Consider the following 20290-nt stretch of genomic DNA (forward strand, 5'->3'; position numbering starts at 1 on the left):
TCTATGCGTTCTGAACAATCCGGGCTGAGAGACGGCTGAGACGATCATCCACGAATTCGGTCTCAACCGGATTCAACTGCTGATGGCGCGGGTATCGGGGCTCGGCCCGGTCGTTCAAGATTGGTGCATCCCATCCATCTGTGGTGGCAAAGAAACGATCTGCGCCGTCTTCACCAAATGCGCGCAGGTATCCCTGCACGACCACATCAATGTAACTCAGTAGCAATGGGTGGTGATTGCTTGGAGCGTTGTGCCGGTCAAGAGGCACAGCGTAGACGGCAATCTCGACCTCGTGCTTTATCGGGTGCGTGACGGATTGTGTGGCGGGAATTCGGCTATAGGCCCACTCCCGTTCGTCTAGCGCGATCCAATCATTTTTCGGCACATGCGCAATCATGCCTTCGATCTCGGACGCGGGGTCCGAAACTGCCGTCAGAAAGGCGACCGGTCGCAGGTCAGTGTGTCGCCACGCGCGCCGCCAGCCTTTTAGCCGGGCAGGATGCGGATCGGGAAAGTCGTGCGTCGAAAGGTTCACAAGGCTGCCGTAGCCAAAGAAATAGGGATCTGCCATGGGCCTGTGCGTCCTTTCCTGACGATTGATGTATGTCAAACCGCTTTTATGCCGGACATGCAATAAGTCTGCATCTTGAAACTTGGGAGGTCACGATGCGGATAACCAAACGGACGAACATTGCGGTACGGCTGCTGATGTATTGTGCAGCTCATCAGGATAGGCTGGTTACCAAGTCCGAGATTGCCGAAGTCTGCAATATTTCCGAGAACCATCTTGCGCAGGTCATCAATCAGCTAAGCCAGTTGGACTATCTTAGCACCCAACGCGGTCGTAACGGTGGTATGGTTCTGGCGCGTTCGGCCGAACAGATCCGGATCGGATCGGTGTTTCGTGATGTCGAAGGCAACCTGCCGCTGGCCGAGTGTTTTGCGGATGCCGACAACACCTGCCCATTGACGGATGCATGTCGATTGCGGATGGCGCTTCAGGACGCGGCTGAGGTCTTCTATGCCTCACTGGACGAGATCACGCTCGACGCCCTGATCTGCGACAACGATCCTTTGCTGCAGATCCTGCAACCGGTTGCCTGCGCGCGCGCCGGTTAATCGCTGGCACGCAGGATGCGGGCAGGGCGGACGGCCAGGGGACGCAGGGCAAAGATCAGCCCCGCGCCAAGCGTCACGATGATGCCCGCCAGAACAATTCCGATTGCGGACGGCCAGATCACCGAGAATTTCGTGTCGAAAATATAGGTGGCAACGGCCCACCCACCTAGGATGCCGGTCAGTAGCGCAACGCCACCAGCAGCCGCGCCCAACAGCGCGGCGCGCAGGGCAAAGCTGAACAGGATGCGCCGCCGGTCCGCGCCCAGTGTTTTGAGGATGGCGGCCTCATATCGGCGCGCGGGTTCCCCGGCCGCGGCAGCACCGATGAGGACCAAGAAGCCGGTCAGCAGAGAAATACCCGCGCCATAAGACGTGGCTGCTGCGATGCCCGCCAGCAGGCCCGAGACGCGGTCAATCGCATCGCGCACCCGGATCGCCGTTATGTTGGGGAACTTCCCGGCCAAATCGCGCAGAATTGCAGTTTCGGCCTTTTCTTCGGCATAGACCGTCGCGATGAAACTGTGCGGGGCACCTGCAAGGGCCGATGGATTCATCGACATGATAAAGCCCATACCGGCGTTCGAGAAATCAACCTCGCGCGTTGATGTGAGTTCTGCGGTAATGTCCCGGCCTAAAATGTTCACGGTCAGTTGGTCGCCGAGCTTCAGGCCCATTTCTTCCGCCTCCTCGGCTGCGAAACTCACCTGTGGGGTACCGGTATAGTCATCGGCCCACCATTCGCCCGAGGTGATGCGTGCGTTTTCGGGCGGACGGACGGAATAGGTGACGCCCCGGTCGCCATCCAGAACCCAATGATCGCCTGCCATTTCGCGGGCGGGTTTGCCGTTGATCTGTGTGATGATCCCGCGCAGCATCGGTGCGCTTTCGATCCGGCTGACGCCGGGGTCGGTGGTCAACCTGTCATTAAAACCCGGCATTTGGTCCTTCTGGATGTCGACGAAGAAGTAAGACGGGGCAACGTCCGGCAAGTTGCCGGAAATTGCATTGCGCAAGGTGCCGTCGATCTGTCCAACGGCCGCTAGAACCGAAAGCCCAAGACCCAGAGATAGTACAACGGATGCAGCGCCCTCGCGTGGGTCGGAAATGGCCGACAAGGCCCACCGAAGGGCCGGACGCCCGCGCGCTGATGGGGTGCAAAGCCGAGCCAGCCGGCGCACCGTATAGGCCGCCGTGGACAGCAGCAGCAACGCGCCCACCAACCCTCCGGCGGTCCAGAACGTCAGGCGCGCAGAGCCGCTGAACCAGGCAGCTGACGCGATCAGCAGCGCGAGGCCGAAACCAGTTGCGATGAGGTATACCCCTCGTGGAACCGCACGCGCCGAGGTCAAAGCATCCCGAAACAGGGTCGCTGCGCGGACGTCTTCGGTGCGGGCAAGGGGCCAGAGCGTGAACAGAAAGGCCGTCAGTAAACCGTACAACGCGGCTTCAGCAAGCGGCGCCGGATAAAATGAGAAAACCGCCGGTACAGGCAGCCGGGCTTCAATCAATGGGGCCAGCAGCAGCGGCAGCAACCCGCCCAAGGCAAGGCCCAGCAAGATCCCGATACCCGACAGGACACCGATCTGGATCAAATAAGTTTGGAATATCGTCGCCTTGTCAGCGCCCAGTGTGCGCAGCGTCGCGATAGTCTCTGTCTTTTGGGACAGATAGGCGCGCACGGCTGCGGAAACTCCGATGCCGCCGACTGCAAGGCCTGATAATCCGACCAGAACCAGAAATGCGCTGAGCCGCCCGACGAATTCCGCAATCCCCGGCGCTCCGTTGCGAGCATCAGTCCATCGCAAACCGGTGCCCTCAAAATTCTGACGCGCTTCTACCGCTAGATCTTGCAGATCGGTTCCTGATGGCAGGGCCAGGCGGTATTTGGTGGAAAACAGAGTTCCCGGGGCCAACAGGCCGGATGCTTGCAAGTCTTCGGTCCGCACCAGCGTGCGAGGGCCCAGACCAAAGCCATCTGCCGCCCCGTCCGGTTCATGGATCAATGCGGCGGTCAGGATGAATTCTTGCGTCCCCAGTGAAAAGCGATCTCCGACGGAAAGACCCAACCGGTCAATCAGCGACGGATCCATTATTGCGCCCGGAAGTCCTTGATGCGTCCCCAGTGCTGCAGACAAGGGCAGTGCAGGCTTCAAAACCGGAGATCCCAATAACGGGTAGGTGTCGTCGACCGATTTGACCTGTGTCAGCGCGCGTTGCGTTTCAGCGTCCTGCTCAGCAACAGCCATCGAGCGAAAATCGACCACCTCAGAGACAGCTGTTCCGGTCTGGTCCATCCAGGCGCGTTCGTCATTTGTAGCAAACCGGTAGGTGAATTCCAGTTGCGCATCCCCACCCAACAGGGCCGCGCCTTCTTCGGCCAATCCAGCCTGGATCGCGTGGCGCACCGACCCAACTGCTGCGATTGCTGCGACACCCAGCGCAAGACACGCGAGGAAAACGCGAAACCCACGCAGCCCGCCCCGAAGTTCACGGCGTGCCAGCCGCCCGGCCAGCCGAAGGCTCATTCCGCGGCCTTTTGCTGGCTGTCTTCCGAAATCCGCCCGTCGCGCAAGCGCACCACCCGATCGCACCTACGCGCCAGACTATGACTATGGGTTACAAGCACCAGAGTGGCACCGTGTTTGTCGCGCAGGCCGAACAATAGATCGACGATCGCCGCGCCGTTCGTTTCGTCCAGATTTCCTGTTGGCTCATCCGCCAGCAAAATCTGCGGACGCGGTGCGGCGGCGCGGGCCAGTGCAACGCGTTGTTGTTCGCCGCCTGACAATTGCGCCGGATAATGATCGCGGCGATGCGACAGGCCTACCGCGTCAAGTTCTGCCGCGGCGCGTTGAAACGCATCCTTGTGTCCCGCCAATTCCAGCGGCGTGGCCACATTTTCCAGGGCAGTCATGGTTGGGATCAGATGGAAGTTCTGAAAGACGACCCCCATCGCATTGCGTCTGAAACGGGCCAGAGAATCCTCATCCATGCCAGTCAGATCCTGGCCAAGGGCTGTGATCTTGCCTGCGCTTGCCTGTTCCAACCCGCCCATCAGCATCAGCAGCGAGGATTTACCGGACCCGGACGGCCCGACAAGCCCGAGCGTTTCGCCTTTTGCGACGGTCAGGGTAATATCGTGCAGGATATTGACCCGGCCGGCATTGCCATCCAGCGACAAAGCGGCATTTTGAAGCGAAAGAACAGGTGTCGTCATAGGTACTTCCAAAAGGAGGCGGTCATTTTGGGATATGGAGTGGTTCAAAAAATGCGCAAGGCTCTGACGGCTTTACTGTTTGCGTGTTGCGGCTTTGCCGCCACAGCGGAACCGTTGGTCATCGCGGCCCTCGGGGACTCGCTGACACAAGGATACGGGCTGCCGGAACAGGACGGGTTCGTACCACAATTGGATCAATGGCTGAAGGATCAGGGCGCAGACGTGCAATTGATAAATGCCGGAGTATCCGGGGATACAACTGCGGGCGGCGCGGCGCGTGTCGATTGGACACTGACACCTGACGTGGACGCGATGATTGTGGCGCTGGGCGGCAATGACCTGCTGCGCGGTATCGACCCGGCTGTGTCGCGCGCGCACCTTGAGACAATCGTAACCTCCGCCCGGGCGGCGGAGGTTGAGGTTTTGCTGATCGGAATGCAGGCACCGGGGAATTACGGGGTCGATTACAAGCAGGCATTTGATGCGATGTACCCGGATCTGGCCAAGGCATATCAGCTTGTGTTTGCAGAAAGCTTTTTTGAAGGGTTGCAGCCAAACGGCGTCCCGAGCGCAGTCCGGCAGTTCATGCAACCGGATGGAATTCACCCCAACAAAGAAGGCGTGGCGCGGATCGTAGCAGCGCTTGGGCCTTACGTGCTGGAGTTGGTCGAAACCTCGGCCAAGCAGGATTGAGAAGATGCCCGGGCGATATTTTCTGACACGGCCAATGTCTGAGGTCGCGCAGGCACTGAACGTCCGATGTGATGTGGACCTGCAGCCGCCGCGAAAAAACATTCAACCGGGTCAGGAATTGATCGTCCTGACTGCCCACGGCCTGACACCCATGCGATGGGGCATGATCCCGGTTGGGCGCGTAAATGCGCGCGGCCGGCCTGTGATGGAAACTATTATCAACGCCCGGTCCGAAACCGTCTTTGACAAAACCGCCTTCGACGGCGTTGGCCGAGCCGTTGTTCCGGTCGACGGGTGGTACGAGTGGACGGGTGAAAAACGTCGAAAAACCGCATGGCGCATCACCTCAGCGAATGGTTCACCTCTGTTCTTCGCTGCGATCACGGACAGTTGGCAGGCTCCGGGCGGTCTGCGGGTTGACCAGTTTGCAGCTGTGACCTGCCCACCTAATGCTGATCTGGAGCCGATACACCATCGAATGGGCGTCCTGCTGGACCCTGCCGACATTCAGACATGGGTTACAGGAACCGAGGACGACGCCAAGGCGCTGGCGCAGCCTTGGCCTGACGGGTTATTGCAGATCGAGGAGGCGACGGACGTCGACTGGTCAGAGCCGTGACCGCCTCAGACCACCGTGACCACAGTTCCGACCGGTACACGCTCATACAAGTCGATGACATGGGCGTTCAGCATCCGAATGCATCCGTTTGAGGCCGCGCGCCCGATGGTTTGCGGCTGCGTCGTGCCGTGGATACGGAAATAGGTGTCGACCCCATTCTGAAACAGGTAGAGCGCGCGTGCCCCCAGAGGGTTACCATCACCGCCCGGTTGAACATAATCATTGTCCTTGAATTTAGCGTAAGTCAGCGGTTCACGTTCGATCATCTCGTTCGTGGGGCGCCAAGTCGGCCACTCTTTCTTGACGTCGATCGTGGCTGTGCCGGTGAATTCCAGACCTGCCTTGCCAACGCCGCACCCATAGCGGATCGCCTTGCGCGGTTCTGTGATGAGATACAGGTAGAAGGACCGTGGCGCGACCAGAAGCTGCCCCGGCAGAAATTGTTTCTTGACCCGAACGAACTGGGGCGTGGGGTCGTATTCAACGGCTTTCTTCTTGGCCGAAGCAATACCGGGTGTCAGGCCAGCGGCAGCAGATGCTGCAAGGAAAGTGCGACGTGTGAACATATCGGTTCTCTTAAGGACAACAGGAAAATCGTAAACCAGTGTCGGAATGATAACCGATCTGGTCAATCATCTGCCAAGAGTAACCGTATTGTGATGTAATCGCAGGGACACACTTGTGTTGCAGTTTTGTCCCGCGTGATGTGAAAAGGGCAGAGGTGACCTCTGCCCTTTCATGGCCTTAGGCCAGTGCGATATCGTCGGCGCTTTCGCGGCCGTCACGACCAGCGCGCAGCTCGTACGTGACTTTCTGGTTGTCGGCCAGACCGGTCAGGCCCGAACGCTCGACAGCCGAAATGTGAACGAAGATGTCTTTGCCGCCATCCTCAGGTGCGATAAAGCCAAAACCTTTGGTGGTGTTGAACCATTTTACGGTGCCTGTGGGCATATCCGTTGTCTCCTGTTTAGTGCTGCCCACGGAGTTGCGGCAGCCCGGCGTCGTTGTCTGTATCGATAGACTGAGCGCCGGAAACGGTGACAGTGGGTCGAAATAGAAAAACGTAAGCCCCATTGATATGGCATCGGGGTGGGCGTGTGACAAGGGATTTTGTGCGTTTCGTACAAGGGTTTGAGGGCCAGTTTCCCGATTTGCACAAGAATCCGCCGACGGGTTTGGTTATTGGCTCAGCGGCCATTGATAAGGTAAAGCTATGCGATCGGGGCGCTAGATGGGCATTTAGAAACCTTTGACCAAGCTTGTGATCAGGTTGCGGCATGACGAGTTACTGCCGCATCCGAATGCCCGGAGTCAGGTACATTCCCACCGTGTCTCTGGCCGATCGATCATCGGAGCAGTTAGTGCACGAGGTGGCACATTTGCGGGCGGCCTTTGTGATGACGCAGAGAGAGCGGCCATTCTGGTGTGATGCGTTTATTGTGTTGCCCGATCATCTGCACGCGGTTTGGACCTTGCCAACGGGGACGCGGATAATTCCACACGGTGGTGGTTAATAAAAAGTCGCTTTGTGTGGGGCGTCGGCGCGTTTGGCCCGCGGAGTGGGTCGAAAGTTGTCAAACAGGAACGTGGGTATTGGCAACGCAGGTTTTGGGAGCACCGGATCCGTGATGAACGAGATTATCGCAATCACATGGCATATCGCCGGGTTGATCCAGTCAAACACGGACTCGTAAACCATCGAACCCATTGGCCATGTTCGTCGATGTACCGCGATGTTCGTGCGGGTCGGGTTGATCTGGAATGAAGAGGCTGCGTCACCAAAAGGAAGCTTGGGGGACCGTAGGGTCGGTGAATTCACCCATCCTTTTTATAGTTGGATTCCTTAAAACTGAGGAATGAAGGTTGCGAGCACCCATCCTGCGCTGCCGAAAAACCTCAGTTTAGAATCCAGACAATCCGCAAAAGAAGCACCCAAAACTATCAGCAATAAATAGTGTCGTAACGTCACAATTGGGGCAGTGGCATGAGCTTTAGCTCGCAAAGTCGCATCACAAAATGACTTTTTGACGGGCTATTCAAAAATGACGCGGAGCGCGGTTTTCTTCCCCGTTGGCGCTTGATCTTTCTTTCATATGTACGCTGCACCGCTGCGGGTGGCCACTCACGGAAACACGGTCCTTGAGCCGACGTCCACCGCACGCTCGGATCGGCCCGCAGCGGAACATTGCAACGAATATTCAGTTTCAAACAATTTCGAGAAACCCAACACGCACGGGGAAAGATATGTTTTTCAAGTCGATCCTAGACCATATTTTCAAGTCAGCGGAGCAGGCAAATTCGATGCCCAAAGAGCTTGCCGGAAAAACCCAAATTGCAAATTCTGGAGCGGTTAACAAAAAAGAACTGACTGTGCTTTTTGGAGATGTTCTGAACGAGAAACAGGTTGGGATTGGTGAAAACCAACAGCCAGTCGGCCAGTCGCGAAAGTAACTGATTTCCGCCGGCTGTTGTAAGGCACAGATCAAGAATGCGCGGACAACCTGACTTATGTTGTGAGAGGCTGAACTCTGACCGGCCGCTTGAGGCTCACAAGTGGTCTGGAGAAGCTGAGAAAGATAGCAGCACGCACCGGTCAAACCGTATTACCGATATCTACGCTGCTACTCACTCCAAACAGGCTATTTGAGGCCCGGAATCACATCCGTTGGTTCCGGGCTTCAAACAAAGTTTTTACCGCGCAAACTTCTTATGCTTCAACCGCTTGGGCTCCAGCGCGTCCGGTCCCAGGCGGCGCTTTTTGTCCTCTTCGTAGTCTTCGAAGTTGCCCTCGAACCATTCCACATGCGCATCGCCCTCGAAGGCCAGAATATGCGTGCAGATGCGGTCGAGGAAAAAGCGGTCGTGCGAGATGACCACGGCGCAGCCGGCGAAATCGACCAGAGCGTCTTCCAGCGCGCGCAGGGTTTCGACGTCCAGATCGTTGGTCGGTTCGTCGAGCAGCAGGACGTTGCCGCCCTCTTTCAGAAGACGGGCCATGTGGACGCGGTTGCGCTCACCACCTGACAGAAGCGAGACCTTTTTCTGCTGGTCGCCGCCCTTGAAGTTGAAGGACGAGCAATAGGCGCGGGAATTGACCTGCGCATCGCCCAATTGGATGATCTCGGCACCGCCGGTGATCGCCTCCCACACAGTGTCGTTGTCTTTCAAGTCGTCGCGGGACTGGTCGACATAGGACAGTTCGACCGTGTCGCCCAGCGAGATGGTGCCGCTGTCGGGCTGTTCCTGACCGGTGAGCATCTTGAAGAGCGTTGATTTACCGGCGCCGTTGGGGCCGATGACGCCGACGATACCGCCGGGGGGCAGGGCGAAGTCCAGCCCTTCGATCAGTTGCTTGTCGCCCATATGTTTCGACAGGCCTTCGACCTCGATCACTTTGCCGCCAAGGCGCTGGCCGTTGGGGATAACGATCTGGGCGCGGGTCAGCTTTTCGCGCTCGGACTGGTCTGCCAGCTCGTTATAGGCGTTGATCCGGGCCTTGGATTTGGCCTGACGGGCCTTCTGGCCCTGACGCATCCAGTCCAGTTCACGCTGCAGGGTTTTCTGCTTGGACTTGTCCTCGCGGGCTTCCTGCTCCAGCCGTTTGGCCTTTTGTTCCAGCCATGCGGAATAGTTGCCCTCGTAAGGCAGACCCCGACCACGGTCGAGTTCAAGGATCCAGCCGGTGATGCTGTCCAGGAAATAGCGGTCGTGGGTGACGATTAGGATGGTGCCCTTGTAGTCGATCAGGTGTTGTTGCAGCCAGGCGATGGTTTCGGCGTCCAGGTGGTTGGTCGGTTCATCGAGCAGCAGCATGTCGGGGGCCTGCAGCAGCAGTTTGCAGAGCGCGACGCGGCGTTTCTCACCGCCCGAAAGGTTGGCGATGTTGGCGTCGTCGGCCGGGCAGCGCAGCGCCTCCATCGAGACGTCGATCTGGCTGTCGAGGTCCCACAGGTTCCGGCTGTCGATCTCGTCCTGCAGCTTCGCCATCTCATCAGCGGTTTCGTCGCTGTAGTTCATCGCCAGTTCGTTATAGCGATCAAGGATCGCCTTCTTTTCGGCCACGCCCAGCATGACGTTTTCACGAACGCTGAGGGTTTCATCCAGTTTCGGTTCCTGCGGCAGATAGCCGACCTTGGCACCCTCTGCGGCCCAGGCCTCGCCGGTGAAGTCCTTGTCGAGGCCCGCCATGATCTTCATCAGCGTCGATTTACCGGCGCCGTTGACGCCGACAACACCGATTTTCACACCGGGCAGAAAGCTCAGGTGGATGTTTTCAAAGCACTTTTTGCCACCGGGATAGGTCTTGGAGACACCCTGCATGTGGTAGACATATTGATAGGCGGCCATGTCGCGTCCTCTGGGTCGGGGAAATCAAGTTGGGCGGTGTGATAGCGGATGGTTGGGATGGGGGCAATCATGAACAATCAGGCCGGATGAAGCCGTCTGCACAGTTTGCAGGGACGTAGTGTCCAGTGGTTAAAACCAGCGGGTTCCGGGTGCTGGGGATTTCCTCTGTAAGGATTGCTGTATACACACAACCCAAACGGGAGATTGGTAAAAGAAGATGAGCAGTTATGTGATAATTTCGATGGCTTTTTTTGCTTTCGGCGCGATCAGTTCAATGGCGGCTCGTGCTGAAAATTTGCCGGACTGTAAGGCGTACAAAGACGCAACTTATTGCTCAACATACAATGTGGCGCAGATGTCGACGTCTCAAATCGAAGGGGGTGATTTTGCTTCTGCAGGTATTTTGACTATGCTTAGTGTTTCGAATGCGTCAGATCACGATATCAGGTACTATGTTACCTTTAAGTTCATTCAATCACTTGCAAATATCGAGGAAAAGTTCGCACTGACCGAAGACTACCGACAGCTCAAAAAGTCACTTTTGCACCAGATGCTTAAATATGTAGCCTTGACTGGTGATGAGATCAGAGCTCAAGTCTATTTGGCATACTTGGAATTTTTCATCGAACCGAAGTTGGAATTGCCAAAGAGCGTTAATTATCCTCAGATTGAATGGAAGCAGCAGTCAGCGGATTCCAAGCTTCATATTAAGTGTATTGTCGAAAGCGATGTTCCGTTTTTGCCGCTGAAAGAGATTGCTGAATCCGCCGAATTCAAAACATGTATGAACGGATAAATCGGAGGTTATTTGTCCCTGAGTGTATTGATATCCAACTGGTGCAAACCTGGCCGTATTGGCTGGATCGGTCTGCGACCTGAGCGTCGTGCGGAGATGGTCGCGGTTAAGGAAGGCATGATCTCCACCAATGGGCTTGAAGGCGACCGGGGCCGCGCAGGCAAGCGGGCGGTGACGCTGGTCCAGCAGGAGCATCTCGCGGCGATTGGGTCATATCTTGGGCAGGGGCCGGTTACTCCGGACATCCTGCGTCGCAATCTGGTGGTGTCAGGGATCAATCTGGCGGCGCTCAAGGGGCGTGAGGTGCAGGTAGGCGAGGCCGTTCTGCGTTTTACCGTTATCTGCGCGCCGTGCAGCCGGATGGAGGAGGCGCTGGGCAAAGGCGGCTATTCCGCCGTGCGGGGGCATGGTGGGTGGTGCGCCGAGGTGGTGCGGCCGGGGCGAGTCACGTTGGGCGATGAGGTTCAACCGGTTGATTGACAACGTTGTCCAGTTCTGAACATCAGCAAGGCATGGATCGTTTTAGCATTCCATACGCGCGGCCCGGGCAGGTCATCGGGCTGTTCGGTGGGTCGTTTGACCCGCCGCACCAGGGGCATGTGCATGTCACGCTCGAGGCGATGAAGGCGTTTGGGCTGGATCGGGTGTGGTGGCTGGTGTCTCCGGGCAACCCATTGAAGGAACGAGGTCCTGCGCCTCTTGAGCAGCGAATGGCGGCGGCGCGGACTCTGATGCAGCACCCCGGGGTCGAAGTGACGGACATTGAGGCGTTAACGGGGACAAGGGCAACGGCGGATACGTTGGCCGAACTGCGGCGTCTTTATCCCAAAGTGCGGTTTGTCTGGATCATGGGCGCGGATAATCTGGCGCAGTTCCATAAGTGGAAAGATTGGCGGTTGATCATGGACAGCGTGCCTGTGGGTGTGATTGCGCGCCCCGGCGACCGGATTTCTGCGCGGATGTCCCCGGCTGCGCGGCTTTATGCCAAGTACCGCATAGATGGGCAGGCGCGGCGTCTGTTGGGGCGCGCCGATGCGCCCGCTTGGTGTTTCGTGAACGTACCGATGGTCGATGTAAGTTCCAGCCAAATCCGGGAGCGCGGTGGTTGGGGCGCTGAGGTGTTGCCGGAATAGCCCCATGCGCGCATAATCCATATCTGTGGTTGTGCGTATTTAATCTGTGAGATTTTATTCGACTTATGACTGATCGATTTTCTCGACGTGGATTTTTAGCAGGGCTGGGGGCGACTTTGATCCCCTCTGCTGTGCTGGCCGAGGCGCCTTTGGTCTCGTTGCGCCCTCAATTGCGCGGCGACGTACCGACCGGGGTCGAGCGGCTTGTCCAAGCGGCCGGGTTGCGTGGTGAGGTGGTGTTCGCGGTGGCGGATGCAACAACGGGAACGCAGCTGGAAGAGTACAGTGGCAATCAGGGGCTGCCGCCGGCAAGCGTTGCCAAGGCGTTGACAGCTCTTTATGCGTTGGATGTCTTGGGATCGGACTACCGGTTCGAGACCGCCCTGATGGCGGATGGACCGATCGAAAATGGTATCCTGAAAGGTGACTTGATCCTTGTGGGAGGTGGCGACCCGCTGCTGGACACCGATGCGTTGGCCAATATGGCAGCCAATCTGCGCGAGGCTGGGATTTCCGAGGTTCAGGGTGCGTTCAAAGTATACGAGGGGGCGCTGCCTTATGTGTTCAGCATCGATCCGGGGCAGCCGGATCATTTGGGCTATAGCCCTTCCATCAGCGGCATATCGTTGAATTTCAACCGGGTGCACTTTGAGTGGAAACGTGATGGTACCCGTTATGACGTGTCCATGGATGCGCGCAGCGCGCGGTACAAACCGTCGGTCGATGTGGCCTCTATGCAGATTGAGAAACGAAAAGCGCCTATCTACACCTATGAATCCAGCGCGCGGCAGGACCGCTGGACCGTGGCGCAAGGGGCGCTTGGGACTGGTGGGGCGCGGTGGTTGCCGGTGCGCAAGCCTGCGCTTTATGCGGGGGATGTGTTCAGGACGCTGGCGCGCGCGAATGGGATCCAGTTGGGTCGCGTACAGGTCATGCGCGAAGCGCCGAAGGGAACCTTGCTTGTGGTGCATCACAGTGATCCGCTGGACAGTATCTTGCGCGGCATGTTGAAGTACTCGACCAACCTGACGGCTGAGATGGTTGGTATGGCGGCCTCGCAAGCGCGCGGTGCAAATCTGCAAACCTTGGCGGATTCTGCGGCCGAAATGAACCGTTGGGCGACCGAGACATATGGCGTAACGGGGATCGCGATGGTGGACCACTCGGGTCTAAGCGATGCGTCCCGAATGGCACCGGGCGCTTTGGTGACAGCACTGGTCGCGGCGAAACAAGCGGACTCATTGAAACCATTGCTGAAAAAATTCACCCTTGCGGACAGTCAGGGGCGGCCGGTCAAAGATCACCCGATCAAGGTCGATGCCAAGACCGGTACGCTGAATTTTGTTTCTGGTCTTGGCGGTTTCATCACAACGCCGGACGGCTCCGAATTGGCCTTTGCCATTTTCACCGCCGATGTCGACCATCGGGCCACGATCCCGCGCGCGCAGCGCGAACGACCGCAAGGCGCGCGAAGCTGGAACAATCGCTCGCGCAAACTCCAACGCGCTCTGATCGAGCGCTGGGGGTCTATGGCCGGAAGCTAAGATCAGGTGGTGTGACGTGCCCGCGCACCGCGTTCGATCGCGGCGGCATGCAGGCGATCAATGCTCAGCTCGTAACGAATTTCTTCAAGCAAGCGCAGCTCGGATTCCGCCAGCGAGCCGTCGGCGGCGGCCACATCACAGGCCAGTGCATAGGCGGTTTCGTTCAGCCGTTCGGGCAGATTGTCGCGGATCAGGCCGAACAGCGCATCCAGCCCGTCTTCTTGTTCAAACAGGTCAAACACAGTTTGCGAAACGCGGCGGGTTCGGTCGATGTCATACTCGGCAAAAACCGGCAGCATATTGACCGCGCCTTCGATCTTGACCAGCTCAGCGGTGCGGATGGTCTCATCAGACGCAGAGATCGCAACCATGATCGCAACAAGGCAATCCTGTGGGGACATTGGATGGGGTACTTGTTCGGTCATGGTGTCGTCCTGATTAGGCTTTCTGCGTCAGCACGATAGGTGGGCAAGCGGGCAGGTTCAACGGGTTTCGCTTCGGCGAGGCTAGAGAATGGGCAAAGGACCGCGCGTTTTGGTTTGCCGCAATACAAAATTGCTGCGTGTGTCGCGCACAAGGCCGGATTTCAATAGTCGCTGCATAATGAAGTGCTCAAGCTCTTCCGGCGTCTTGGCATAGACTTTCAGTATGAAATCGTGATCCCCTGTGATTGAGGCACACTCGACGATCTGAGGTTCGGTTTCAATCAGGCGCAGGAACGCGTTGATGCTGTCCTCCTGATGCTCGCGCAAAGCTACGTGAACGTAGGCTATGGCGTTCAACCCAACAGACTTGGCGCGTATCTGCGCGGTATAGCCGGAAATCATACCAGCGGCCTCAAGGTCACGCACACGCCGCCAGCACTGCGAAGCGGATAACCCCGTGCGATCCGCAAGGTCCTGCATGGATTGACGGCCATCCTTCTGAAGTTCTTGCAATATGGCGATATCGGCGGATTGAAGTGTTTGTCTCATAAATCATGACTCAATGATATGTATTTGCCAAATTACTGGAGCTTTACCGTTAATCCAAATCAAATTTTTCAATCAGAGGGCGTATTCTTTTCATAAGGGAGGAAAAGTGATGCCCAAGTCGACCAAATACGCCGCAAAGGTTGCCGATGCGCGCGGCCATATCGCGTATACGCCGGAAGAGGATGCTGTTTGGGCCGACCTCTACGCGGCGCAAGAGGAAAACGTTCAGCGCTATATGGCGCGGGACTACTTGGACGGGCTGCAGCGGCTGGACCTGCCAAAAGCCACCGTGCCGTCCTGCGCCGATATCTCTGAGCGGCTTTTGGATATGACCGGCTGGCGGGTGCAACCGGTGCCTGCGCTGATCGGGTTCAAGACTTTTTTTGGCATGTTGGCGGACCGGGTGTTTCCCGCGGCATCCTTTATCCGGTCGCGCGAGGATTTCGACTATATCGAAGAACCGGACATTTTTCATGAGATTTTCGGCCATACACCTCTGCTGAGCGATCCCCGCTTTGCAGCCTTTAGCCACGCCATCGGAAAAGCCGGGGTTCAGGCCGGTGAGAAAGACTACTCATGGCTAATCCGACTATATTGGTTCTCGATCGAGTTCGGGTTGCGCCTTCAGGATGGTAACATCAAGGCGCTTGGATCCGGACTTGCGTCTTCGCCGACCGAGCTTGTCTATGCTGTCGAGAGTGACATCCCCGACCGGAACCGGTTCGATGTCATGACGATTCTGCGTACCCCCTATCGGATCGACATGCACCAGATGGGCTATTTCGTGCTAGACTCGCCTGAGGAGTTGTTCGCAGCCGCCGATCGTGACCTGTTGGCGGATGTGCGCAGGGCACAAACCCTTGGGTTGCTGCCGAACAAGTTTCCGGAAAAAGTAACCGCAGCGGAGTGAACGGATCATGTCATTAACAGGAGAAACCTGCAGCCTATCGGACCGTACCTGTGTTCCTTGTTCCGGCGGCGTCCCGGCTTTAACGCGCGATGAGGCTGACAACCACATGGTCGAGCTTTCCGATGATTGGCATTTGGATGCAGGTGCAAAGATGCTGAGCAGGCATTTCAAGTTCAAGGGTTTTGCCAAAGCAACGTATCTAGCAAATCTTTGTGCGTGGTTGGCTGATCAGCAAGGGCATCATCCTGATGTCAGCTTCGGTTGGGGATATGTGGACGTCAAACTGACGACCCATGAAATCGGTGGACTGAGTGAGAACGACTTTATCTGGGCTGCTAAACTAGATCAGTTGATCGCTTAAATCGGCCAATCCATCAGGAAAAACAGCGCGCTTTATTGACTCATGCTGCACCGGCACAATAGGAGGGGTCGGTCGGTTGCATGGGGCGACTGGCACTGTTTTTCCCGATGGAGCAAATCTGATGTCTGAACTGCGTGAAACCGCAATGTCGTCCAAGGCCTGGCCTTTCGAAGAGGCGCGCCGGTTGCTCAAACGCTATCAGAAAGGGGCTCCGGAAAAGGGATACGTTCTGTTTGAAACAGGTTATGGCCCTTCGGGTCTGCCGCATATCGGCACGTTTGGCGAAGTTGCGCGGACCACGATGGTTAAACGTGCATTCGAGGCGCTGTCGGACATCCCGACCAAACTGATCTGTTTCTCGGATGATTTGGACGGCATGCGCAAGGTGCCAACCAATGTGCCAAACCCAGAGATTCTAGAACAGCACTTGCAGCGTCCATTGACCTCGGTGCCGGATCCGTTTGGCACGCATGACAGCTTTGGCGAACATAACAACGCGATGCTGCGAAGGTTCCTTGATACCTTTGGGTTCGAGTATGAGTTCTACTCGGCCAAGGAATTCTACGAATCCGGACGGTTTGACGAGATCCTGAAGCGTGCGGTTGAGCGTTATGACGAGATCATGGCGATCATGCTCAAAAGCCTGCGTGACGAACGTAAGCAGACCTATTCGATCTTCCTGCCACTGCACCCCGAAAGCGGGCGGGTCATGTATGTGCCGATGAAAAAGGTCTGTGCAGAGACCTACACCGTGACCTTTGACGATGAAACGGGCAAGGAATGGACCGTTCCGGTCACAGGCGGCCACGTCAAGCTGCAGTGGAAACCGGATTTCGGCGCGCGCTGGGCTGCTTTGGGTGTCGATTTTGAGATGTACGGCAAGGAACACGCCACGAACGAAAAGATATACGACGCGATCTGTCGTGCGCTGGGTGGCCGCGCGCCCGAGCATTTCTCGTATGAGCTGTTCCTGGACGAAAACGGTCAGAAGATTTCCAAATCTTCGGGCAATGGTGTGTCGATCGACGAATGGCTGACCTATGCGCCGACCGAAAGCCTGACTTACTTCATGTATCAAAAGCCCAAGACGGCCAAGCGTATGCATTTTGATGTGATCCCGAAGGCATATGATGAATATCATCAGCAATTGCGAGCGTATCCTGGGCAGGATCTGAAGGCACAGCTGAACAATCCCGTCTGGCACATTCACGGCGGGAACGTTCCGGAATCCACCCTGATCGTGCCATTCGCGATGCTGCTGAACCTTGCGTCTGTGTCCGGGGCCGAGGACAAAGAGGCGCTGTGGGGCTTTATCCGTCGCTATGCGCCCGAAGCCACGCCCGACACCCATCCTGACCTGGATCAGGCTGCGGGCTTTGCCGTGCGTTACTTCAACGATTTTGTCAAACCCACCCGCCAGCACCGCGCGCCGAACGATCAGGAACGCGAAGCGCTGGAGGCTTTGAAAGCCGCGCTTGAGGCCTATGATGGCCCGGTCGAGGACGAGGCGCTGCAGTCGGTGGTTTATTCCGTCGGGCGGGAACGGTTCGACCCGATGCGCGGTTGGTTCACTGCGCTTTATGAGGTGCTGCTGGGTGCCTCGCAGGGTCCACGCTTTGGCGGGTTTATCGCCCTTTACGGCGTGCCCGAAACCATCGCACTGATCGACAAGGCTTTGGTCGGGGATCTGGCCTGATTTGACCTGAAACCGCATGGGGCTACTCTTTCAACAGGAGGTGGCCCCATGCGTCGTTTACTACTTGCTGTATCACTCAGTGCCGGACTGGCCTCGGGCGCGTTTGCCCAAAATGCCGAGATTGAGGCAAATATTGCGGCGCAAATACAGGCGTTTAAGGCAGATGACTTTGTCACGGCCTTTACCTTTGCAAGTCCCAACATCCAGAACTTTTTTGGGACGCCCGAGAACTTCGGAGCCATGGTCCGCAATGGCTATCCCATGGTTTGGAGACCTGCTGATGTTCGCTTTCTGGAGCTGCGAGAGGTTGCTGGTGCATTGTGGCAGAAGGTCATGATCACGGATAGCAACGGGCAAGTGCACGTTTTGGACTATCAGATGGTCCAGCAAGAAAACGGCTGGAAGATCAATGGTGTGCAGCTTCTGGGAAATTCAGATCCGGCTGCATGACGCAACACCACCGTTACGGTGACATGAGCGGCGGTTAATCCCTATTCGGTACTCAGGCTTTTGCGTTCGGGCAGCCCCGGACACTGGGTTTGTGCGCGTGGTGACCTACTGCGCGCGATTGGGAAAGGGATCTCTATGAACAAGGCAATCACCGACGGCATCGTCTTCATGCCGCCTGCTTTCGCGAATGGTCTGAGCGTCTGGTCCAGAGGCGACGGGACACCAGGTTCGCCAACCTATGACGGCGCACCGAACGGGGCATTTGTTCCGGCGGATCCGGATTTTGGCGGTTGTCTGGAAATCCTGAAGGTGCAGGCCACGCAACAGCTTCGCTATATGGGACAGACGCCCCTGATCCCGGGATGCTATTTGCAAATCAAGGCGCGGGTCAAAGCTATCAGCGGTCCCTTGCCGCAGGTTCGTATTGCGGCTTGGGCGGGCGGGACCGGGGACCAGCAGGTAACCGGTGTGGTCGATCAGGGGCCGGTCACGCAGCTTTCGGGTTACGGCACCGTGCATGAAATCACGGCCATCGTTGGCAATGGCAAACGCTCCGGTGTTGATATGCCTTGGGGCGTCGCGGCACTTTATGGGCATTTTGGTTTGAACATTGACGGAGCAAACGGTTCGGTCATTCGGGTTGATGATATCGAGATCACCGATGTCACCAGCATTTTTCTGCGCGAGATGATCAGCACTGTCGACGTGCGTGACTATGGTGCAATCGGCGATGGCGTCGTCGACGATTCCGTAGCGTTCGAAGCAGCGGACCAGGCCGCTGGCGGTCGCAGGATTTATGTCCCGAAAGGCACTTATTTGCTGGCGCAGAACACGTCGATGTCGTCCGAGATGGATTTCGAGGGCACAATCATCATGCCCGACGACAAGATGTTGTTGCTGACAAAGAATTTCGACCTTCCGGCTTACATCGCAGCATTCGGGGACGAGGAGCTGGCGTTCAAAAAAGCGTTTCAGGCGTTGTTGAACAATTCGGATCATGAATCGCTCGACATGGGCGGGCGCAAAATCTCGGTCACAGCGCCAATTGACATGGCCGCTGCCGTTCCGAACCGGCAGGGCGGTTTTTCGACCCGGCGCATCATCCGTAACGGGCAGTTCGATGTCAAAAGCAGCTCGGCCTGGGATACCGAAACCTTCACCTCGGTCGCAACCTACAACCCGGCGGATTCGACCAAGCTGACTAATGTGGAGAACATCGCCAACATTCCGGTTGGCGCGCTGGTGCAGGGCAATGGTGTTGGGCGCGAAATCTATGTGCGCTCCAAGGATGTCGGTGCCGGAGAGATCAGGCTGAATGACCCGCTCTATGATGCGGCGGGGACGCAAACCTTCACGTTTCAGTCGTTCAAATACCTGTTGGATTTCAGCGGTTTCAGTACGTTGCGCAAATTTGGCATGGAAGAGATCGAATTTCAGTGCAACGGTCGCAGCAGCGCAATCCGGCTTGCGCCGTCCGGCAGTACTTTTGCGGTGACGAATTGCTTTATCAGCCGGCCCAAAGATCGCGGCATCAGCTCGCACGGAACCGGATGTCAGGGGATGTTGATCGACAATTGCCAGTTCCTGTCGACCGAAGAATCCTTCAACGTGTCTGACCGCAAATCCATCGCGTTGAATGCCAATGCAAACGATATCAAACTGCGACACAATCGCGCCGTGCGGTTCCTGCATTTTGCTGTGTTGGCCGGATCCAACAACCTGATCTTAGGCAACCACTTTTTCCAGGGTGACAGCATCCCGCAGGGTATCCGCAGCGCCGGGTTGATCATGACCGGGACCTATAACAGCTCGACCATTTCCGAGAATTATGTCGATAACTGCTTTGTCGAATGGACCAATGAACGGGATGCAAACCCGGTCTACACGAGCGGGTATTCCTTCAGTTCGATGACCATTTCGGACAACATCTTTTATGCCAGCGAAGTCGCACCGTGGTTCAGTCAGATTGTCATTCGCCCTCATGGAGCCGGGCACTATTTGAACGGAGTGGTCGTGACCGGGAACAAATTCCGTTCAAGCAGTGGTCGCATCGACCGGGCCGACCGGGTAGATACTAGTTTTGCCGATCTGAACCATTCGGCGCATCTGAACGTGATTTTCGAAGACAACACGTTCAATGGCATCAACGCAAAGGTGGAAAACCCGTTGCGGATCCGACGCTCGCAACAATCGGCATCCTCGGTTTGGACCATTCCTTCTGACGGCCGGTTGCCCTTTGGCGGCAAGGCCCGCGGGTGCGATGCGGTTACGGTGTTGGGGCCGCTCAGAAATGCGGGTGGGCAGATCGTTCACGCCACGCCCTATGTCGAGCTAGAGCAGGGCGCAAATCAAGACACTATCCAACTACGTTGGCCTTTGCCTGCCAGCGGATCGGTGTCGGCCGTCATGCGTATGGAATACTAAGCGGCGC

The 20290-nt window shown here is 57.0% G+C and carries 21 protein-coding genes; 13 read left to right on the forward strand and 8 right to left on the reverse strand.

The features are described 5' to 3' along the window. Position 1: 1 nt before the first annotated feature. On the reverse strand, positions 2–571 hold the full coding sequence (locus AC2FID_RS14115; protein ID WP_496837349.1) for a gamma-glutamylcyclotransferase family protein: 570 nt from the start codon (positions 569–571) through the stop codon (positions 2–4). A 95-nt stretch (positions 572–666) separates the two neighbouring features. On the opposite strand from AC2FID_RS14115, the gene AC2FID_RS14120 reads away from it, so the two are divergent. Continuing rightward, positions 667–1119, forward strand: coding sequence for an RrF2 family transcriptional regulator (locus AC2FID_RS14120; protein ID WP_282169762.1), 453 nt, complete (start codon positions 667–669; stop codon positions 1117–1119). On the opposite strand, the gene AC2FID_RS14125 is transcribed toward AC2FID_RS14120, so the two are convergent. After that, positions 1116–3644 carry an ABC transporter permease gene (locus AC2FID_RS14125; RefSeq protein ID WP_496837351.1) on the reverse strand — a complete coding sequence of 843 codons (2529 nt, stop codon included), beginning with the start codon at positions 3642–3644 and terminating at the stop codon, positions 1116–1118. The two genes, AC2FID_RS14120 and AC2FID_RS14125, sit on opposite strands and share 4 nt — an antisense overlap. Then, entirely contained in the window at positions 3641–4336 is a 696-nt protein-coding gene (locus tag AC2FID_RS14130; protein WP_282120166.1) for an ABC transporter ATP-binding protein, read from the reverse strand. Before AC2FID_RS14130 ends, AC2FID_RS14125 begins: the two co-directional genes overlap by 4 nt. Positions 4337–4387: 51 nt before the next feature. Between AC2FID_RS14130 and AC2FID_RS14135 the strand changes: the two genes are divergently transcribed. Together AC2FID_RS14135 and AC2FID_RS14140 are read left to right on the forward strand one after the other, a co-directional pair. Next, positions 4388–5029, forward strand: a complete 642-nt coding sequence (locus AC2FID_RS14135) for an arylesterase (protein WP_496837353.1) — start codon at positions 4388–4390, stop codon at positions 5027–5029. 4 nt (positions 5030–5033) lie between these two features. After that, a complete protein-coding gene (locus AC2FID_RS14140; RefSeq protein WP_496756331.1) occupies positions 5034–5648 on the forward strand; it encodes an SOS response-associated peptidase in 615 nt (204 codons plus the stop codon). A gap of 5 nt (positions 5649–5653) precedes the next feature. Here the strand turns inward: AC2FID_RS14140 and AC2FID_RS14145 are convergent, their stop codons facing one another. Further along, on the reverse strand, positions 5654–6214 hold the full coding sequence (locus AC2FID_RS14145; protein ID WP_058278724.1) for a L,D-transpeptidase: 561 nt from the start codon (positions 6212–6214) through the stop codon (positions 5654–5656). A 178-nt stretch (positions 6215–6392) separates the two neighbouring features. Continuing rightward, a complete protein-coding gene (locus AC2FID_RS14150; protein ID WP_058273677.1) occupies positions 6393–6599 on the reverse strand; it encodes a cold-shock protein in 207 nt (68 codons plus the stop codon). Positions 6600–7892: 1293 nt separating this feature from the next. Between AC2FID_RS14150 and AC2FID_RS14155 the strand changes: the two genes are divergently transcribed. Beyond that, positions 7893–8099, forward strand: coding sequence for a hypothetical protein (locus AC2FID_RS14155; protein ID WP_282169756.1), 207 nt, complete (start codon positions 7893–7895; stop codon positions 8097–8099). A 240-nt stretch (positions 8100–8339) separates the two neighbouring features. Here the strand turns inward: AC2FID_RS14155 and ettA are convergent, their stop codons facing one another. Then, positions 8340–9995: an energy-dependent translational throttle protein EttA gene (gene ettA / locus AC2FID_RS14160; RefSeq protein WP_282169755.1), complete on the reverse strand. Its 1656-nt coding sequence runs from the start codon at positions 9993–9995 to the stop codon at positions 8340–8342. A gap of 217 nt (positions 9996–10212) precedes the next feature. Here ettA and AC2FID_RS14165 point away from each other — a divergent pair, with 217 nt between their 5' ends. The 4 genes from AC2FID_RS14165 to dacB all read left to right on the forward strand — a co-directional run bounded on the left by AC2FID_RS14165 (position 10213) and on the right by dacB (position 13468). Further along, positions 10213–10791 (forward strand): hypothetical protein, encoded by a 579-nt coding sequence (locus AC2FID_RS14165; RefSeq protein WP_496837356.1) that lies wholly within the window; start codon positions 10213–10215, stop codon positions 10789–10791. 12 nt (positions 10792–10803) lie between these two features. Beyond that, positions 10804–11271, forward strand: coding sequence for an MOSC domain-containing protein (locus tag AC2FID_RS14170; protein WP_496837358.1), 468 nt, complete (start codon positions 10804–10806; stop codon positions 11269–11271). 32 nt (positions 11272–11303) lie between these two features. Further along, positions 11304–11924, forward strand: a complete 621-nt coding sequence (locus AC2FID_RS14175; RefSeq protein ID WP_282120172.1) for a nicotinate-nucleotide adenylyltransferase — start codon at positions 11304–11306, stop codon at positions 11922–11924. Positions 11925–11989: 65 nt separating this feature from the next. Next, positions 11990–13468: a D-alanyl-D-alanine carboxypeptidase/D-alanyl-D-alanine endopeptidase gene (gene dacB / locus AC2FID_RS14180; RefSeq protein ID WP_496837360.1), complete on the forward strand. Its 1479-nt coding sequence runs from the start codon at positions 11990–11992 to the stop codon at positions 13466–13468. A 2-nt stretch (positions 13469–13470) separates the two neighbouring features. Here dacB and AC2FID_RS14185 read toward each other — a convergent pair whose 3' ends face one another. Together AC2FID_RS14185 and AC2FID_RS14190 are read right to left on the reverse strand one after the other, a co-directional pair. After that, positions 13471–13893: a tellurite resistance TerB family protein gene (locus AC2FID_RS14185; RefSeq protein ID WP_058273455.1), complete on the reverse strand. Its 423-nt coding sequence runs from the start codon at positions 13891–13893 to the stop codon at positions 13471–13473. Between the two features lie 81 nt (positions 13894–13974). Continuing rightward, positions 13975–14442: an Lrp/AsnC family transcriptional regulator gene (locus AC2FID_RS14190; RefSeq protein ID WP_496837362.1), complete on the reverse strand. Its 468-nt coding sequence runs from the start codon at positions 14440–14442 to the stop codon at positions 13975–13977. Positions 14443–14551: 109 nt separating this feature from the next. Between AC2FID_RS14190 and AC2FID_RS14195 the strand changes: the two genes are divergently transcribed. The 5 genes from AC2FID_RS14195 (at position 14552) to AC2FID_RS14215 (ending at position 20283) form a co-directional block, all read left to right on the forward strand. After that, the gene (locus tag AC2FID_RS14195; RefSeq protein WP_496837363.1) at positions 14552–15352 is read left to right on the forward strand and encodes a phenylalanine 4-monooxygenase; all 801 of its coding nucleotides are present in this window, start codon (positions 14552–14554) and stop codon (positions 15350–15352) included. Between the two features lie 7 nt (positions 15353–15359). Further along, a complete protein-coding gene (locus AC2FID_RS14200) occupies positions 15360–15713 on the forward strand; it encodes a 4a-hydroxytetrahydrobiopterin dehydratase (protein ID WP_058273452.1) in 354 nt (117 codons plus the stop codon). A gap of 121 nt (positions 15714–15834) precedes the next feature. Next, positions 15835–17409: a lysine--tRNA ligase gene (locus AC2FID_RS14205; RefSeq protein WP_282120177.1), complete on the forward strand. Its 1575-nt coding sequence runs from the start codon at positions 15835–15837 to the stop codon at positions 17407–17409. 48 nt (positions 17410–17457) lie between these two features. Next, on the forward strand, positions 17458–17859 hold the full coding sequence (locus AC2FID_RS14210) for a DUF4864 domain-containing protein (protein WP_058273450.1): 402 nt from the start codon (positions 17458–17460) through the stop codon (positions 17857–17859). A gap of 135 nt (positions 17860–17994) precedes the next feature. Then, positions 17995–20283, forward strand: coding sequence for a glycosyl hydrolase family 28-related protein (locus tag AC2FID_RS14215; protein ID WP_496837366.1), 2289 nt, complete (start codon positions 17995–17997; stop codon positions 20281–20283). Positions 20284–20290: the final 7 nt, after the last annotated feature.

The sequence above is a fragment of the Ruegeria sp. CDSC068 genome, assembly GCF_059610545.1.

What these genes read in the sequence shown, in the direction of transcription:
- AC2FID_RS14115 (WP_496837349.1), bottom strand. Translation starts at nt 571, where the DNA reads ATGGCAGATCCCTATTTCTTTGGCTACGGCAGCCTTGTGAACCTTTCG.
- AC2FID_RS14120 (WP_282169762.1), top strand. Translation starts at nt 667, where the DNA reads ATGCGGATAACCAAACGGACGAACATTGCGGTACGGCTGCTGATGTAT.
- AC2FID_RS14125 (WP_496837351.1), bottom strand. Translation starts at nt 3,644, where the DNA reads ATGAGCCTTCGGCTGGCCGGGCGGCTGGCACGCCGTGAACTTCGGGGC.
- AC2FID_RS14130 (WP_282120166.1), bottom strand. Translation starts at nt 4,336, where the DNA reads ATGACGACACCTGTTCTTTCGCTTCAAAATGCCGCTTTGTCGCTGGAT.
- AC2FID_RS14135 (WP_496837353.1), top strand. Translation starts at nt 4,388, where the DNA reads ATGCGCAAGGCTCTGACGGCTTTACTGTTTGCGTGTTGCGGCTTTGCC.
- AC2FID_RS14140 (WP_496756331.1), top strand. Translation starts at nt 5,034, where the DNA reads ATGCCCGGGCGATATTTTCTGACACGGCCAATGTCTGAGGTCGCGCAG.
- AC2FID_RS14145 (WP_058278724.1), bottom strand. Translation starts at nt 6,214, where the DNA reads ATGTTCACACGTCGCACTTTCCTTGCAGCATCTGCTGCCGCTGGCCTG.
- AC2FID_RS14150 (WP_058273677.1), bottom strand. Translation starts at nt 6,599, where the DNA reads ATGCCCACAGGCACCGTAAAATGGTTCAACACCACCAAAGGTTTTGGC.
- AC2FID_RS14155 (WP_282169756.1), top strand. Translation starts at nt 7,893, where the DNA reads ATGTTTTTCAAGTCGATCCTAGACCATATTTTCAAGTCAGCGGAGCAG.
- ettA (WP_282169755.1), bottom strand. Translation starts at nt 9,995, where the DNA reads ATGGCCGCCTATCAATATGTCTACCACATGCAGGGTGTCTCCAAGACC.
- AC2FID_RS14165 (WP_496837356.1), top strand. Translation starts at nt 10,213, where the DNA reads ATGAGCAGTTATGTGATAATTTCGATGGCTTTTTTTGCTTTCGGCGCG.
- AC2FID_RS14175 (WP_282120172.1), top strand. Translation starts at nt 11,304, where the DNA reads ATGGATCGTTTTAGCATTCCATACGCGCGGCCCGGGCAGGTCATCGGG.
- dacB (WP_496837360.1), top strand. Translation starts at nt 11,990, where the DNA reads ATGACTGATCGATTTTCTCGACGTGGATTTTTAGCAGGGCTGGGGGCG.
- AC2FID_RS14185 (WP_058273455.1), bottom strand. Translation starts at nt 13,893, where the DNA reads ATGACCGAACAAGTACCCCATCCAATGTCCCCACAGGATTGCCTTGTT.
- AC2FID_RS14190 (WP_496837362.1), bottom strand. Translation starts at nt 14,442, where the DNA reads ATGAGACAAACACTTCAATCCGCCGATATCGCCATATTGCAAGAACTT.
- AC2FID_RS14195 (WP_496837363.1), top strand. Translation starts at nt 14,552, where the DNA reads ATGCCCAAGTCGACCAAATACGCCGCAAAGGTTGCCGATGCGCGCGGC.
- AC2FID_RS14200 (WP_058273452.1), top strand. Translation starts at nt 15,360, where the DNA reads ATGTCATTAACAGGAGAAACCTGCAGCCTATCGGACCGTACCTGTGTT.
- AC2FID_RS14205 (WP_282120177.1), top strand. Translation starts at nt 15,835, where the DNA reads ATGTCTGAACTGCGTGAAACCGCAATGTCGTCCAAGGCCTGGCCTTTC.
- AC2FID_RS14210 (WP_058273450.1), top strand. Translation starts at nt 17,458, where the DNA reads ATGCGTCGTTTACTACTTGCTGTATCACTCAGTGCCGGACTGGCCTCG.
- AC2FID_RS14215 (WP_496837366.1), top strand. Translation starts at nt 17,995, where the DNA reads ATGAACAAGGCAATCACCGACGGCATCGTCTTCATGCCGCCTGCTTTC.